General features: G+C 71.6%; 17 protein-coding genes. 16 read left to right on the top strand and 1 reads right to left on the bottom strand.

The window, feature by feature from the left end; genetic code table 11:
- The first annotated feature begins 84 nt into the window (after nt 1-84).
- The 16 genes from rpmE (at nt 85) to BLR33_RS06990 (ending at nt 14,130) form a co-directional block, all read left to right on the top strand.
- Nucleotides 85-309: a 50S ribosomal protein L31 gene (rpmE, locus tag BLR33_RS07065; RefSeq protein WP_093783418.1), complete on the top strand. Its 225-nt coding sequence runs from the start codon at nt 85-87 to the stop codon at nt 307-309.
- Nucleotides 310-430: 121 nt separating this feature from the next.
- On the top strand, nt 431-1,510 hold the full coding sequence (gene prfA, locus BLR33_RS07060; protein WP_093783417.1) for a peptide chain release factor 1: 1,080 nt from the start codon (nt 431-433) through the stop codon (nt 1,508-1,510).
- Between the two features lie 14 nt (nt 1,511-1,524).
- A complete protein-coding gene (prmC, locus tag BLR33_RS07055) occupies nt 1,525-2,370 on the top strand; it encodes a peptide chain release factor N(5)-glutamine methyltransferase (RefSeq protein ID WP_093783416.1) in 846 nt (281 codons plus the stop codon).
- A gap of 55 nt (nt 2,371-2,425) precedes the next feature.
- A complete protein-coding gene (locus BLR33_RS07050) occupies nt 2,426-3,073 on the top strand; it encodes an L-threonylcarbamoyladenylate synthase (RefSeq protein ID WP_093783415.1) in 648 nt (215 codons plus the stop codon).
- The gene (locus BLR33_RS07045) at nt 3,070-3,729 is read left to right on the top strand and encodes an arsenate reductase/protein-tyrosine-phosphatase family protein (RefSeq protein ID WP_407639644.1); all 660 of its coding nucleotides are present in this window, start codon (nt 3,070-3,072) and stop codon (nt 3,727-3,729) included. The genes BLR33_RS07050 and BLR33_RS07045 overlap by 4 nt, the downstream gene beginning before the upstream one ends.
- Before the next feature lie 332 nt (nt 3,730-4,061).
- On the top strand, nt 4,062-5,381 hold the full coding sequence (locus tag BLR33_RS07040) for an MraY family glycosyltransferase (protein WP_093783413.1): 1,320 nt from the start codon (nt 4,062-4,064) through the stop codon (nt 5,379-5,381).
- Nucleotides 5,382-5,662: 281 nt separating this feature from the next.
- Entirely contained in the window at nt 5,663-6,124 is a 462-nt protein-coding gene (locus tag BLR33_RS07035; protein WP_093783412.1) for a hypothetical protein, read from the top strand.
- Between the two features lie 294 nt (nt 6,125-6,418).
- Nucleotides 6,419-7,225, top strand: a complete 807-nt coding sequence (gene atpB / locus BLR33_RS07030; RefSeq protein ID WP_093783411.1) for a F0F1 ATP synthase subunit A — start codon at nt 6,419-6,421, stop codon at nt 7,223-7,225.
- 126 nt (nt 7,226-7,351) lie between these two features.
- Nucleotides 7,352-7,597 (top strand): ATP synthase F0 subunit C, encoded by a 246-nt coding sequence (atpE, locus tag BLR33_RS07025; RefSeq protein ID WP_093783410.1) that lies wholly within the window; start codon nt 7,352-7,354, stop codon nt 7,595-7,597.
- A gap of 42 nt (nt 7,598-7,639) precedes the next feature.
- On the top strand, nt 7,640-8,188 hold the full coding sequence (locus BLR33_RS07020; protein ID WP_093783409.1) for a F0F1 ATP synthase subunit B: 549 nt from the start codon (nt 7,640-7,642) through the stop codon (nt 8,186-8,188).
- Nucleotides 8,185-9,000 (top strand): F0F1 ATP synthase subunit delta, encoded by an 816-nt coding sequence (locus BLR33_RS07015; protein WP_093783408.1) that lies wholly within the window; start codon nt 8,185-8,187, stop codon nt 8,998-9,000. Before BLR33_RS07020 ends, BLR33_RS07015 begins: the two co-directional genes overlap by 4 nt.
- A gap of 83 nt (nt 9,001-9,083) precedes the next feature.
- Entirely contained in the window at nt 9,084-10,655 is a 1,572-nt protein-coding gene (gene atpA / locus BLR33_RS07010; RefSeq protein WP_093783407.1) for a F0F1 ATP synthase subunit alpha, read from the top strand.
- A gap of 4 nt (nt 10,656-10,659) precedes the next feature.
- Nucleotides 10,660-11,586, top strand: a complete 927-nt coding sequence (locus BLR33_RS07005; protein WP_093783406.1) for a F0F1 ATP synthase subunit gamma — start codon at nt 10,660-10,662, stop codon at nt 11,584-11,586.
- Between the two features lie 4 nt (nt 11,587-11,590).
- On the top strand, nt 11,591-13,033 hold the full coding sequence (gene atpD, locus BLR33_RS07000; protein WP_093783405.1) for a F0F1 ATP synthase subunit beta: 1,443 nt from the start codon (nt 11,591-11,593) through the stop codon (nt 13,031-13,033).
- Between the two features lie 152 nt (nt 13,034-13,185).
- Complete coding sequence (locus BLR33_RS06995) at nt 13,186-13,560, top strand: F0F1 ATP synthase subunit epsilon (protein WP_176930170.1); 375 nt, start codon at nt 13,186-13,188, stop codon at nt 13,558-13,560.
- Between the two features lie 123 nt (nt 13,561-13,683).
- Nucleotides 13,684-14,130, top strand: a complete 447-nt coding sequence (locus BLR33_RS06990) for a DUF2550 domain-containing protein (protein ID WP_093783774.1) — start codon at nt 13,684-13,686, stop codon at nt 14,128-14,130.
- 52 nt (nt 14,131-14,182) lie between these two features.
- Here the strand turns inward: BLR33_RS06990 and BLR33_RS06985 are convergent, their stop codons facing one another.
- Nucleotides 14,183-15,190 carry a Gfo/Idh/MocA family protein gene (locus BLR33_RS06985; RefSeq protein ID WP_093783404.1) on the bottom strand — a complete coding sequence of 336 codons (1,008 nt, stop codon included), beginning with the start codon at nt 15,188-15,190 and terminating at the stop codon, nt 14,183-14,185.
- Nucleotides 15,191-15,271 lie beyond the last annotated feature (81 nt).

Below are 15,271 nucleotides of genomic sequence, written 5' to 3'. Positions count from 1 at the left end.
TGGCAGACTTGTCCGCTGGCCCCGGTTCACGCATCGGCAAACCCGCCGCTGCGACCCGGCGCCCTCCCGAACCTAGGAGCACCCTTGAAGCGCGACATCCACCCCGAGTACGTCGAGACCCAGGTCACCTGCACCTGCGGTGCCTCGTTCACCACCCGCAGCACCGAGAGCAGCGGCCAGATCCGCGCCGACGTGTGCTCCGAGTGCCACCCGTTCTACACGGGCAAGCAGAAGATCCTCGACACCGGCGGCCGCGTGGCCCGCTTCGAGGCCCGCTTCGGCAAGAACGCCGGGTCCGCCAAGAAGTAGCGACCTCATCCGCGCCGGTCTCCGGTCGCCCTCGCCAGGGTGACCGGACCGGCGCTTTGTCGTCCTGGCCACCGGGCCCCGCCCGCCGGCCGCACGCCCTACTCTCGTTCGGGAAGCCAAGATGTTCGAGGCGGTCGAGGAACTGATCGGCGAGCACGCCGACCTGGAGAAGCAGCTTGCCGACCCGTCGGTGCACGCCGACCAGGCCGGCGCACGCAGGCTCAGCAAGCGCTACGCCGAGCTCACCCCCATCGTCGCGGCCTACCGCTCCTGGCGGCAGACCGGCGAGGACATCGACACCGCCCGCGAACTGGCCGCCGACGACCCGGACTTCGCCGCCGAGGTCAAGGAGCTGGAGAAGGACCGCGAGGAACTCACCGAGCGGCTGCGGCTGCTGCTCGTGCCGCGCGACCCCAGCGACGACAAGGACGTGATCCTGGAGGTCAAGGCAGGCGAGGGCGGCGAGGAGTCCGCGCTGTTCGCCGGCGACCTGCTGCGGATGTACCTGCGCTACGCCGAGCGCCTCGGCTGGAAGACCGAGATCCTCGACGCCAACGCCTCCGACCTCGGCGGCTACAAGGACGTCCAGGTCGCGGTGAAGGCCCGCGCCTCGCACGAGCCGGGGCAGGGCGTGTGGGCCCGGCTGAAGTACGAGGGCGGGGTGCATCGGGTGCAGCGGGTGCCGGCCACCGAGTCCCAGGGCCGCATCCACACCTCGGCGGCCGGCGTGCTGGTCACGCCCGAGGCCGAGGAGGTCGAGGTCGAGATCAACCCCAACGACCTGCGGATCGACGTCTACCGCTCCTCCGGGCCCGGCGGCCAGTCGGTCAACACCACCGACTCCGCGGTGCGCATCACCCACCTGCCCTCCGGCCTCGTCGTCTCCTGCCAGAACGAGAAGAGCCAGCTGCAGAACAAGGAGTCGGCGATGCGCATCCTGCGCTCCCGGCTGCTGGCCGCGGCCCAGGAGGAGGCCGAGCGCGAGGCGTCCGACGCCCGCCGCAGCCAGGTGCGCACCGTCGACCGCTCCGAGCGGATCCGCACCTACAACTTCCCCGAGAACCGCATCTCCGACCACCGGGTCGGCTTCAAGGCGTACAACCTGGACCAGGTCCTCGACGGCGACCTGGACGCGCTCATCCAGGCGTGCGTGGACGCCGACTCCGCCGCCAAGCTCGCCGCGGCCGGCGACGGCAGCTGACCGGGAGGGGAGACGTGAACCTGCTGCTCGCCGAGGTCGCGCAGGCCGCCCAGCGGCTCGCCGACGCCGGGGTGCCCTCGCCGCGGTTCGACGCCGAGGAGCTGGCCGCCTTCGTCCACGGGGTCAAGCGCGGCGCGCTGCACACCGTCCCCGACGCCGAGTTCGACGCGCGCTACTGGGAGGCGGTGGCCCGCCGCGAGGCCCGCGAACCGCTCCAGCACATCACCGGCCGCGCCTTCTTCCGCTACCTCGAACTCCAGGTGGGGCCGGGGGTGTTCGTGCCGCGGCCGGAGACCGAGTCGGTGGTCGGCTGGGCGATAGACGCGGTGCGGGCGATGGACGTGGCCGAGCCGCTCATCGTCGACCTGTGCACCGGCTCGGGCGCCATCGCGCTCGCCCTGGCCCAGGAGGTGCCGCGCTCGCGGGTGCACGCCGTGGAGCTGTCCGAACAGGCCCTGGAGTGGGCCCGCAAGAACACCGCGGGCAGCAAGGTGGACCTGCGGCACGGCGACGCCTTCACCGCCTTTCCCGACCTGGACGGGCAGGTCGACCTCGTCATCTCCAACCCGCCCTACATCCCGCTCACCGAGTGGGAGCACGTCGCCCCCGAGGCCCGCGACCACGACCCCGAACTCGCCCTGTTCTCCGGGCCGGACGGCCTGCACGCCATCCGGGGCATCGCCCGCGCCGCCCACCGGCTGCTGCGCCCGGGCGGGGTCGTCGTGGTCGAGCACGCCGACTCCCAGGGCGGCCAGGTGCCCTGGATCTTCGAGGAGGACGCCGGCTGGGCCGACGCCGCCGACCACCCCGACCTCAACAACCGCCCGCGCTTCACCACCGCCCGCAGGGCCATGCCGTGACCGGGCCCGCCCCCCACCCGCACCAGCAGCACAACAGCCCAACGGAGGTCCCCTGATGGCACGGCGATACGACTGCGCGGACGCGACCGACCGGGCCACCGGCCTGCGCGAGGCCACCTCCGCCGTCAAGCGCGGCGAACTCGTCGTCCTGCCCACCGACACCGTCTACGGCATCGGCGCCGACGCCTTCGACAAGGAGGCCGTCGGCGACCTGCTGGAGGCCAAGGGGCGCGGCCGCAACATGCCCTCCCCGGTGCTGGTCGGCTCGCCCAACACCCTGCACGGCATCGTCACCGACTTCTCCGAGCTGGCGTGGGACCTGGTCGACGCCTTCTGGCCCGGCGCGCTCACCCTGGTCACCAAGCACCAGCCGTCGCTGCAGTGGGACCTCGGCGACACCCGCGGCACCGTCGCGGTCCGGATGCCGCTGCACCCGGTGGCGATCGAACTGCTCACCGAGACCGGCCCGATGGCCGTCTCCAGCGCCAACCTCACCGGCATGCCCTCGCCGCAGGACTGCGACGCCGCCCAGGGCATGCTGGGCGACTCGGTGGCCGTCTACCTGGACGCCGGCCCGACCCCCGCCGCGGTGCCCTCCTCCATCGTCGACGTCACCGGCCGCGTGCCCAAGCTGCTGCGGGCCGGCGCGATCAGCGCGGACGAACTGCGCAAGGTCGTACCCGACCTGGAGGAGCGCAGTTGACCACGCCCGACGGGCGTGCCATAGGGGGGTTCGCGCACCAGGGCGCGCCCCCCGGGGGAGGGCGCGACGTCCTGCGCGTCCTGCACGTGTGCACGGGCAACGTGTGCCGCTCGCCCATGGCCGAGCGGCTGATGCGGCACGGGCTGGCCCAGCGGCTCGGCACCCTGGCCGACGCCATCTCGGTGGAGTCCGCCGGCACCTGGGGCCACGAGGGCGCGCCCATGGAGCAGCACGCGGCCGCCGTGCTCGCCGAGTACGGCGCCGACGCCGCGGGCTTCCGCGGCCGCGAACTGCTCGACGACCACGTCATCGACGCCGACCTGGTGCTCACCGCGACCCGCGACCACCGGGCCCAGGTGATCTCCATGGGCCACGCGGCGGGCCTGCGCACCTTCACCCTCAAGGAGTTCACCCGCCTGGTGCGGGCGATAGACCCGGCCACCCTGCCCGAGGGCAGCGTCACCGAGCGGGCCCGCGCCCTGGTGCGGGCGGCTGCCGCGCTGCGCGGCTGGCTGCTGGCGCCGAGCCCGGACGCCGACGAGGTGCACGACCCCTACGGCGCCCCGCTGTCGTACTTCCGCAGCATCGGCGAGGAGATCCACGAGGCGCTCGACCCGGTGACGACCGCGCTGACCGGGATTCCGGCCACCGTGTAGGGGGCGCGCACGGTCACCGGCCGGCCGCGTGCGGTGACCGTGAAGGCGAATTCCGGCCGAAGCGGGCCCGGGACGGGGGAGTGATGCCGGGCGAGGCGGCGGGCGCAAACCGGTCGGCAGTGGGGCAGTTCCGGTAACGGCCGCGCGGGCGGCGGGCGTTGGGCGACCTTGTTACCTGCCCGCAACCCCGGTGCCGCAACCGCGCGGGGTCCCTGTGAGTCTTGACCGGTGTTCGCCGTCGCCACTCCGCCACCACTAGGGTGTGACGCTGTGAGGATCTCCCGGACGTGTGCGCGAGCCCGGCGCACTCCCGAGACCGTCGGAGGCTGCTCGTGCGCGAGTATCTGCTGACCCTGTGCGTCTCCGCCGCGGTCACCTACCTGCTGACCGGACCGGTGCGCAAGTTCGCCATCGCGGCGGGCGCCATGCCGCCGATCCGGGCGCGCGACGTGCACCGCGAGCCGACGCCGCGGCTCGGCGGCATCGCCATGTTCGGCGGCCTGTGCGCGGGCCTGCTGGTGGCGGCCCACCTGAGCAACCTGTCGTCGGTCTACAAGCTCTCCAGCGAGCCGCGGGCGCTGCTGTCGGGCGCGGGGCTGATCTGGCTGCTGGGCGTGCTGGACGACAAGTGGGGCGTGGACGCGCTGATCAAGCTCGGTGTGCAGATGATCGCCGCCGGTGTGATGGTCTTCCAGGGCCTGGCGATCCTGTGGATCCCGGTGCCGGGCATCGGCACGGTGATCCTCACGCCCGTGCAGTCCACGCTGCTCACCGTCGCCCTGGTGGTCATCACCATCAACGCGGTCAACTTCGTGGACGGCCTGGACGGCCTGGCCGCCGGCATGGTCTGCATCGCCGCCCTCGCGTTCTTCATGTACGCCTACCGCATGTGGTACGGCTACGGCATCGAGCAGGCCGCGCCCGCCACCTTGTTCGCCGCGGTGCTGATCGGGATGTGCCTGGGCTTCCTGCCGCACAACATCCACCCGGCCCGGATCTTCATGGGCGACTCCGGCTCGATGCTGATCGGCCTGGTGCTCTCCTCGGGTGCCATCTCCATCACCGGCCAGGTGGACCCCGACGCCATCACCGACTTCACCGGGTCCACCCGGGAGACGGTCCACTTCATGGTGCCGGTCTACATGCCGCTGCTGCTGCCGCTGACGATGATCGCGATCCCGGCCGCCGACCTGGTGCTGGCCGTGGTGCGGCGCACCTGGCGCGGCCAGTCGCCCTTCGCCGCCGACCGCGGCCACCTGCACCACCGGCTGCTGGAGATCGGCCACTCGCACAGCCGGGCTGTGATGATCATGTACTTCTGGGCCGCGCTGATCGCCTTCGCCGCCGTCGCGTTCTCGGTGACGTCCTCCAGCCTGTGGATCGTGCTGGTGATCGTGGCGCTCAGCGCCGTCGGCCTGGTCGTGCTGCTGCTGCCCACGTTCCGGCCGCACGCCCCGCGCTGGGCGGAGTCCGTGGTGCCGCCGCGCTACCGCAGGCGCCGCCGCCGGCTGAAGGCCGCCGCGGCCGCCGCCGAGCGCGAGATGCGCAACCCCGACCCGGCCGAGCGGCCCGCGCTCAACGGCGCGACGGCGATCGGCGATCGGCCCCGGCTGCCCGAACGCCCCACCGCGGGCAGCGGCCAGAGCATGTGAGCGGGAGTTCGAGCCGGGTGCCACGTCCGAGGTCCGGGCAGGCGCCCGGCTCAAACTCCCCCAAAAGGGACGGCGTGTCGCTAGCGTGAACCTGTGACAGGCAGCACACCTCCATGGTAAAGACCGCATCAAATACTTTGTGATACCGTTCACGAAAGCAGGGGACTCGCCGAAAGACCTCGAGTACGACGGTCTTCCGGCGAGACGCGCACCCTCGCCCCGCCCCCCGCTCGTCTCCGACGACACCCGCTCGCCCCAACTCCCGCCGGAGGAGCCGCCCCATGCAGCCCAACGACGCCCGGATCCTCCGCGGCTCCGCCCTCGTGGCCGGACCGGTCGGAGCCGTCGCAACCGTGGTCAGCGCCGTTCTGGCCGGCACCCACGGGCTGGTCGGCGGACTGGTGGCGCTGGCCGTGGTGGCCGTCTTCTTCGCCGGCGGCTCGTACGCGCTGATGCGGATCACCGAGAACAACCCGCAGGTCGCCATGTCCGCCGGGATGCTCGTCTACGCGGTGCAGATCCTGCTCATCGGCGTCTTCATCGTCGTCTTCAAGGACACCAGCGCCTTCAACGGCCGCGCGTTCGGCCTCAGTCTGCTGGTGACCGCGCTCGCCTGGGTGGGCGGGCAGATCAAGCAGAGCATGACCAGCCGGATGTTCTACGTCGATCCCGAACCCTCGGTCCCGCCGCGCAGCACGCAGGAGGCGGACGCGGTCGGGACGGGGTCGCGCGATGCTACCTGAGGGCTGGGTAAGGGCCCTTCACGCTGGTCTGATATCGTCCGGAGTCGCATCCGGACGTGAGGGCCCCTCTGCATCACTTGAGCAGAGGGTCATGCCCCCGCGCCCTGCGGTGTATTCGGAACCGGAACCGCACCCGCGGCACGGACGACGGATGGCCGCGCAGCGATGCGGGCCCCTTGCGGACCGCGCGGGCCTCGCCGCCACGCCCCGACCGCAGTGCCGAACAGCGGCCCCACCAGCCGCGCTGACACACAAGGTTGCCGTTACTTATGCGTCACGACGAAGGAGTCACGGGTGAGTGCCCACACGCTGCTCGCTGAAGCTGGATGCCACATCCAGCACGACTGCGCATTCCCCGCTCCGGGCCTCAACTCGTTCGACTTCAAGCCGCTCTTCAGCATCGGCAGCTTCGACTTCACCAAGCCGATGCTGCTCGCGATCATCGCCATGCTGATCGTGGTGGGGTTCTTCTGGGCGGCGTTCAACAAGCCCAAGCTGGTGCCGGGCCGGCTGCAGCTGGTCGGTGAGATCGGCTACACGTTCGTCGCCCGCAGCATCGCCCGCGAGGTGATCGGCAAGAAGGGCGACAAGTACGTCCCCTTCCTCACGTCGATCTTCTTCTTCGTGTGGTTCATGAACATCATGTCGATCATCCCGGTCGCCCAGTTCCCGCCCACCTCGCGCTTCGCGTTCCCGGTGGCCCTGGCCGCGCTGGTCTTCATCACGTACATGTACCTGACGTTCAAGACCCACGGCTTCCGCAAGGGCATCAAGAACCTGGTCTGGATCGAGGGCCTGCCCAAGCCGCTGGTCCCGCTGATCGTGGTGCTGGAGTTCATCCAGAACGTGATCACCCGCCCGTTCACCCTCGCGGTGCGGCTGTGGGCGAACATGTTCGCCGGCCACATGCTGATCGTGATGTTCAGCGTCGCCAGCTGGTACCTGCTCACCCCGTCCGCGCTTGCCGCGGTGGCGGGCGGCTCCTTCGCCCTCGCGGTCTTCATGACCGCCTTCGAGCTGCTGATCCAGTTCCTGCAGGCGTACATCTTCACCCTGCTCGCCTCGATCTACATCCAGGGCGCGCTCGAAGAGGGCCACTGAGCCGTACCGGCCCGCACGCCACCCGAGGCAACCGCCACGCAGCACCCGCACCACCCGCAGGACACCCACCACACACCTCCGCTGGGAAGCCCCCCATCGGACCGCATCACAAAGGAAGACAGGGAAATGTCTGCCGAGCTCGTTAACCTCGCCGCCGCCACGACCCCCGGCCGCCTGGGCGCGGTCGCCTACGGCCTCGCCGCCATCGGCCCCGGCGTGGGCATCGGTCTGGTCTTCGGCCACTCCATCGAGGCCATGGCCCGTCAGCCCGAGGCCATGCCGGTCATCCGCACCAACATGTTCCTCGGCTTCGCTCTCTGCGAGGTGCTCGCGCTGCTCGGCCTGGTCGTCCCCTTCATCTTCCAGAGCTGACCCGGCCGCCCAGCCGGCAGCCACTCGACGAAAGGTTCAGACATGATGGCCTTCCTTGCGGAGGAGGGGGCGCAGAACCCGCTCATCCCCGACACCGCGGAACTGGTTGTCGGCCTGCTCTGCTTCTTCATCGTCTTCGGCATCCTCGGTAAGAAGCTGCTGCCGAACATCCAGAAGACCCTCGCGGAGCGGCACGACGCGATCGAGGGCGGGCTGGAGCGGGCGGAGAAGGCGCAGGCCGAGGCCAACCGCACGCTCGAGGAGTACAAGGCGCAGCTCGCCGAGGCCCGCCACGAGGCTGCCCGGATCACCGAGCAGGCCCGCGAGCAGGGCGCGCAGATCATCACCGAGATGCGCGAGGAGGGCCAGCGCCAGCGCGATGCGATCATCGCCGCCGGCCACGCCCAGATCGAGGCGGACCGCCGCCAGGTCACCGTCGCCCTGCGCCAGGAGGTCGGCCGCATCGCCACCGACCTGGCCAGCAAGGTGGTCGGCGAGTCCCTGCAGGACACCGCCCGGCAGAGCCGTGTGGTCGACCGCTTCCTCGACGGACTCGAGGACAGCGCGGCGTCCGCCGAGGCGGCGCGATGAACGGAGCGAGCCGCGAGGCGCTGGCCGCGGCGCGTGAGCAGCTGGACACGCTCGCCGACAGCACGTCGGTGGACGTGACCGCGCTCGCCGCGGACCTGGCCTCCGTCACCGCCCTGCTCGACCGCGAGAGCGGCCTGCGGCGCGCGCTGACCGACCCGGCGCAGCCCGCCGAGGCCAAGGCCGACCTGGTCCGGCGGCTGCTGGGCAGCCGGGTCGGCGGCGAGGCCGTGGACCTGACGGCCGGCATGGTCCGCTCGCGCTGGTCCCAGTCCCGCGACCTGACCGACGCCCTGGAGGAGCTCGCCGACACGGCCGACCTGATCGCCGCCCAGCGGGCCGGCGCGCTGGACGACGTCGAGGACGAGCTGTTCCGCTTCGGGCGGATCGCCGCGGGCAGCCACGAGCTGCGCGCCGCGCTCGCCGACCGGGCCGCCACCGGCGAGGCCAAGACGGCCCTGCTGAACAAGCTGCTCGGCGGCCGGGCGAATCCGGTCACGCAGCGGCTGGTCGTCAGGCTGGTCAGCGCGCCGCGAGGACGTAGCCTGGAGGGCGGGATCGAATCCCTGTCCAAGCTGGCCGCGGCCCGCCGGGGCCGGACCGTCGCGGAAGTGGTCTCGGCGGTACCGCTGAGCGACCAGCAGAAGCAGCGCCTCGGCGCCGCACTGGCCAGGATCTACGGCCGCCCGGTCCACCTCAACCTCGACGTGGACCCCGCGGTCCTCGGAGGCTTGCGGGTCCGGGTCGGCGACGAGGTCATCAACGGCTCCATCGCCGACCGGCTCGACGAAGCCGCCCGGCGGATGGCCGGCTGAGGCTACCAACTCAAGAAGCATGAATGCGGCCCGAGTTGGGCCGTGAGGAATACAGGGCCCAACAAGGAGAGCAGGGAACCCAGATGGCGGAGCTCACGATCCGGCCGGAGGAGATCCGGGACGCGCTGGAGACTTTCGTCCAGTCGTACCAGCCGGACGCGGCCTCGCGCGAGGAGGTCGGCACGGTCAGCGTTGCCGGAGACGGCATCGCGAAGGTCGAGGGGCTGCCCTCGGCGATGGCGAACGAGTTGCTGAAGTTCGAGGACGGCACCCTCGGCCTCGCCCTCAACCTCGAGGAGCGCGAGATCGGTGCGATCGTCCTCGGCGAGTTCGACGGCATCGAGGAGGGCCAGTCGGTGCAGCGCACCGGCGAGGTGCTCTCCGTCGCGGTCGGCGAGGGCTACCTGGGCCGGGTCGTCGACCCGCTGGGCAACCCGATCGACGGCCTCGGCGAGATCGACACCGAGGGCCGCCGCGCCCTCGAACTGCAGGCGCCCACCGTCATGCAGCGCAAGTCGGTGCACGAGCCGATGCAGACCGGCCTGAAGGCCGTCGACGCCATGACCCCGATCGGCCGCGGCCAGCGCCAGCTGATCATCGGCGACCGGCAGACCGGCAAGACCGCCCTGGCCATCGACACGATCATCAACCAGCGCGACAACTGGCGCTCGGGCGACCCGAAGAAGCAGGTCCGCTGCATCTACGTCGCCATCGGCCAGAAGGGCTCCACCATCGCGGGCGTGCGCGCCTCGCTGGAGGAGGCCGGCGCGCTGGAGTACACCACCATCGTCGCCGCCCCGGCCTCCGACCCGGCCGGCTTCAAGTACCTCGCCCCCTACACCGGCTCGGCCATCGGCCAGCACTGGATGTACCAGGGCAAGCACGTCCTGATCGTCTTCGACGACCTGAGCAAGCAGGCCGACGCCTACCGCGCGGTCTCCCTGCTGCTGCGCCGCCCGCCGGGCCGCGAGGCCTACCCGGGTGACGTCTTCTACCTGCACTCCCGCCTGCTGGAGCGCTGCGCCAAGCTCTCCGACGACCTGGGGGCCGGCTCCATGACCGGTCTGCCGATCGTGGAGACCAAGGCGAACGACGTCTCGGCGTTCATCCCGACCAACGTCATCTCCATCACCGACGGCCAGTGCTTCCTGGAGTCCGACCTGTTCAACGCCGGGCAGCGGCCCGCGCTGAACGTCGGCATCTCGGTCTCCCGGGTCGGCGGCTCCGCCCAGATCAAGGCCATGAAGGGCGTGGCCGGCCGGCTGCGCGTGGACCTCGCCCAGTTCCGCGAGCTGGAGGCGTTCGCCGCCTTCGGCTCCGACCTGGACGCCGCCTCCAAGGCCCAGCTCGAGCGCGGCCAGCGGATGGTCGAGCTGCTCAAGCAGGGCCAGTACGCGCCCTTCCCGATCGAGGACCAGGTCGTCTCCATCTGGGCCGGCACCACCGGCAAGCTGGACGACGTCCCGGTGGTGGACATCCGCCGCTTCGAGCGCGAGCTGCTGGACTACCTGCACCGCGAGCACAAGTCGCTGCTCACCGGCATCGTCGAGACCGGCAAGCTGGAGGACGGCACCATCGACGCGCTGTCCGAGGCGCTGGCCGCGTTCAAGAAGCAGTTCGAGACGTCCTCGGGCGCGCTGCTGGTCGAGGGCTGATCGCATGGGCGCACAGATTCGGGTCTACAAGCGCCGGATCAGGTCCGTCACCGCCACGAAGAAGATCACCAAGGCGATGGAGATGATCGCGGCCTCGCGGATCATCAAGGCCCAGCGCCAGGTGGCGGCCTCGTCCCCGTACGCCGACGAGCTGACGCGCGCGGTGACGGCGGTGGCGACCGGCTCCAACACCCGGCACCCGCTGACCACCGAGGCCGAGCACCCGACCCGGGCCGCGGTCCTGCTCATCACGAGCGACCGCGGACTGGCCGGCGGCTACTCGTCCAACGCGATCAAGGCGGCCGAGCGGCTCACCGAGCGGCTGCGCGCGGAGGGCAAGGAGGTCGACTCCTACGTCGTCGGCCGCAAGGCGGTGGCGTACTTCGCCTTCCGCGAGCGCCGGGTGACCGAGTCCTGGACCGGCTTCTCCGACAACCCCTCGTACGCCGACGCCAAGGCCGTGGCGGCACCGCTCATCGCGTCGGTGCTCGCCGAGACCGAGCAGGGCGGGGTGGACGAGCTGCACATCGTCTTCACCGAGTTCGTCTCGATGATGACGCAGAACCCGGTCGACCGGCGGCTGCTGCCGCTCTCGCTCAAGCGGGACGGCGAGTCGCAGGACGCGGCCGGCCCGGCGAAGACCGAGGCGCTGCCGCTCTTCGAGTTCGAGCCGTCGGCGGAGGGCGTGCTGGACGCGCTGCTGCCCCGCTACGTCGAAAGCCGCGTCTACAACGCGCTGCTGCAGGCCGCCGCTTCCGAGCACGCGGCCCGCCGCCGGGCGATGAAGTCGGCGACCGACAACGCGGAAGACCTCATCAAGTCGCTCACGCGGCTTGCCAACGCGGCCCGACAGGCCGACATCACCCAGGAAATCAGCGAGATCGTCGGTGGCGCGAGCGCCCTCGCCGACGCTAGCGCGGGGAGTGACTGACCACATGACCACCACTGTTGAAACCACCACGGCCACCGGGCGCGTGGCGCGGGTCATCGGCCCGGTCGTCGACGTGGAGTTCCCCGTCGACGCGATGCCGGAGATCTACAACGCGCTGCACGTCGACGTGGCCGACCCGTCCGCGGACGGCACCACCAAGACGCTGACCCTGGAGGTCGCGCAGCACCTGGGCGACGGCCTGGTCCGCGCCATCTCCATGCAGCCCACCGACGGCCTGGTCCGCCAGGCCCCGGTGACCGACACCGGCGACGGCATCACCGTGCCGGTCGGCGAGGTCACCAAGGGCCGCGTCTTCAACACCCTCGGCCAGATCCTCAACGAGCCGGAGGCCGAGTCCGAGGTCACCGAGCGCTGGGCGATCCACCGCAAGGCGCCCGCCTTCGACGACCTCGAGTCGAAGACCGAGATGTTCGAGACCGGCCTGAAGGTCGTCGACCTGCTCACCCCGTACGTCAAGGGCGGCAAGATCGGCCTGTTCGGCGGCGCGGGCGTCGGCAAGACCGTGCTGATCCAGGAAATGATCATGCGCGTCGCCAAGCTGCACGAGGGCGTCTCCGTCTTCGCCGGCGTCGGCGAGCGCACCCGTGAGGGCAACGACCTGATCGAGGAGATGGCCGAGTCCGGCGTGCTCCCGCAGACCGCCCTCGTCTTCGGCCAGATGGACGAGCCGCCGGGCACCCGGCTGCGCGTCGCCCTGGCCGGCCTGACCATGGCGGAGTACTTCCGCGATGTGCAGAACCAGGACGTGCTGTTCTTCATCGACAACATCTTCCGGTTCACCCAGGCCGGCTCCGAGGTCTCCACGCTGCTCGGCCGGATGCCCTCCGCGGTGGGCTACCAGCCGAACCTGGCCGACGAGATGGGCCAGCTGCAGGAGCGGATCACCTCCACCCGCGGCCACTCGATCACCTCGATGCAGGCGATCTACGTGCCCGCGGACGACCTGACCGACCCGGCGCCGGCCACCACCTTCGCCCACCTCGACGCGACGACCGTGCTCTCGCGGCCGATCTCGGAGAAGGGCATCTACCCCGCGGTGGACCCGCTGGACTCCACCTCCCGCATCCTGGACCCGCGCTACATCTCGCAGGAGCACTACGACTGCGCCTCGCGCGTCAAGGGCATCCTGCAGAAGTACAAGGACCTCCAGGACATCATCTCGATCCTCGGCATCGACGAGCTCGGCGAGGAGGACAAGCTCACCGTCTTCCGCGCCCGCCGGATCGAGCGCTTCCTGTCGCAGAACACCCACGCGGCCAAGCAGTTCACCGGTGTGGACGGCTCGGACGTGTCGCTGGACGAGTCCATCGCGGCGTTCAACGCGATCGCCGACGGTGAGTTCGACCACTTCCCCGAGCAGGCGTTCTTCATGTGCGGTGGCCTGGACGACCTCAAGGCCAACGCCAAGAAGCTCGGTGTGAGCTGACCTGACGCGGTGAGCGGGCCGGCCGGCCCGCGCGACCGGGGGGCGACCCGGCGGCCCCGACCAGGGGTGGCCGGTCGAGCCCCCCGGCCGCACCCCTTATTCTTTGACCTACGCATCCCCGCAGGCGGTGGGTGCCAATCCGAGGAGCCGTCTTGGCCGATCTTCACGTCGAGCTGGTCGCCGCGGACCGCAACGTCTGGTCCGGGGAGGCCCACCTGGTCGTCGCCCGCACCAAGTCGGGTGACATCGGCATCATGGCCAACCACGAGCCGCTGCTCGGGGTGCTCCAGTCCGGTCCGGTGACGATCCGCACCAGCGAGGGGGGCACCGTGGTGGCGGCCGTCCACGGCGGGTTCATCTCGTTCGCGGACAACAAGCTGTCGATCCTCGCGGAGATCGCGGAGCTGGCCGAGGAGATCGACGTCGACCGGGCCGAGCGGGCGCTGCAGCGTGCCAAGGCCGAGTCGGACGAGAACGGCGAACGCCGGGCGGAGGTGCGGCTCGCCGCCGCGGCGGGCGCACACTGAGCACGGCGCCGCCGGCGCACGTATGACCCGCAGGACCACGGTGCCGCGGATCGCCCGGGAGGGTGGTCCGCGGCTCCGGCACAGCAAGGGCAGTAACTCATCGAGGCGAGGAGGTCGGTGGACATGGTCCTCGCTTTCGAGGTGGTCGGGGCCGTGCTGGTGGTCGCGGTGGCCGGGCTGTTCCTCTTCGGCCTGCGCCGCCGGCTGATCCAGCGCCCGGGCGGCACCTTCGACTGCAGCCTGCGCCCCGCGCCCGCCGACGAGGCCGACGCCGGCGGCAAGGGCTGGGTCTACGGGGTGGCCCGCTACAGCGGCGACCGGCTGGAGTGGTTCCGGGTGTTCTCCTACGCGTTCCGGCCGCGCCGGGTGCTGGAGCGCCCGGCGATCGAGGTGCTGGGCCGCCGGCTGCCGCAGGGCTCGGAGGAACTGGCGCTGCTCTCCGACGCGGTGGTGCTCTCCTGTCTGCACCGCGGCACCCGGCTGGAGCTGGCGATGAGCGACGACGCGCTCACCGGCTTCCTCGCCTGGCTGGAGGCGGCCCCGCCCGGCCAGCGGGTCAACGTCGCCTGACCGCCGCCGCGTTGACGGCCCCTTCGCTGTGCTGTGCGCCGGGCCCTCACGGTCAGGCCGCCGCAGGACCGGGGGAGTCGAGCCGGATCGGGCGGCCCTCGGCCCGGGAGCGGGCGGCCGCGTCGGCCACCGCCTGGGCGGCACGGGCGTCCTGCCCGGAGCAGGGGTTGTCCCGCTCGCCCGCCACCAGCTGCGTGAACGCGGTGAGTTCGGCCCGGTAGGCGGCCCGGAACCGGTCCATGAAGTGCCGGTGGGCGGGTCCGGCCGGCCAGGTGGCGCCCTCGGCCGGGACCAGCGGCACCTCGTCGGTCAGGCCCGCGACCATCGTCCCGCGCGAGCCGCAGACCTCCAGGCGGACGTCGTAGCCGGCGCCGTTGTAGCGGGTGGCGGTGCAGGTGGCCAGGGTGCCGTCGTCCAGGGTGAGCAGGCAGGCGCCGGTGTCCACGTCACCGGCCCCCGCGAAGAAGTCCTCGCCCCTGTTGGCGCCGGTGGCGTAGACCTCGGTGACCTCCCGGCCGGTGACCCAGCGGATCGCGTCGAAGTCGTGCACCGAGCAGTCGCGGAAGATGCCGCCGGAGCCGGGCAGGTAGCCGGGGTGCGGCGGCGCCGGGTCGCTGGTGCAGGCGCGCAGGGTGTGCGTCCAGCCGAGCCGTCCCGCCGCCACCGCCTCGCGGACGGCGCGGTACCCGGCGTCGAAGCGGCGCTGGAAGCCGATCTGCAGCGGCACGGGGGAGTCCGCGGTGGCCGCGAGCACCGCGTCGGTCTCGGCGAGGGTGCCGGCCACCGGCTTCTCGCAGAAGGCCGGCAGGCCCGCCCGGTGCGCGGCCAGCACCAGCTCGGCATGGGCGGTGGTGGGCGCGGCGATGACGACACCGTCCAGGCCCGCGCCGAGCAGGCCGTCCAGGTCCCCCGCGTGGCGTGCCCCGGTGCGCTCGGCGGTGGCGCGGGCCGACGCCTCGTCGGCGTCGTGCACCACGAGCGCCGTGACGGCCGGCAGGGCGGCGAGCGTCACCGCGTGGAAGGCGCCGATCCGGCCGGTGCCGATGAGTCCGATGCGCATGGCCGGTGCCCTCCGTGCGTGGATGACGGCGCTGACGGCTTTTCAGCGTCGCACAGCGGCGGGCGGCCGGGCAGGTCCCGC

It is taken from the genome of Actinacidiphila guanduensis (assembly GCF_900103985.1).
Classification (GTDB): domain Bacteria; phylum Actinomycetota; class Actinomycetes; order Streptomycetales; family Streptomycetaceae; genus Actinacidiphila; species Actinacidiphila guanduensis.
Note: the sequence above shows the minus strand (reverse complement) of the source record. Positions and strands in the feature narration are given on the sequence as shown.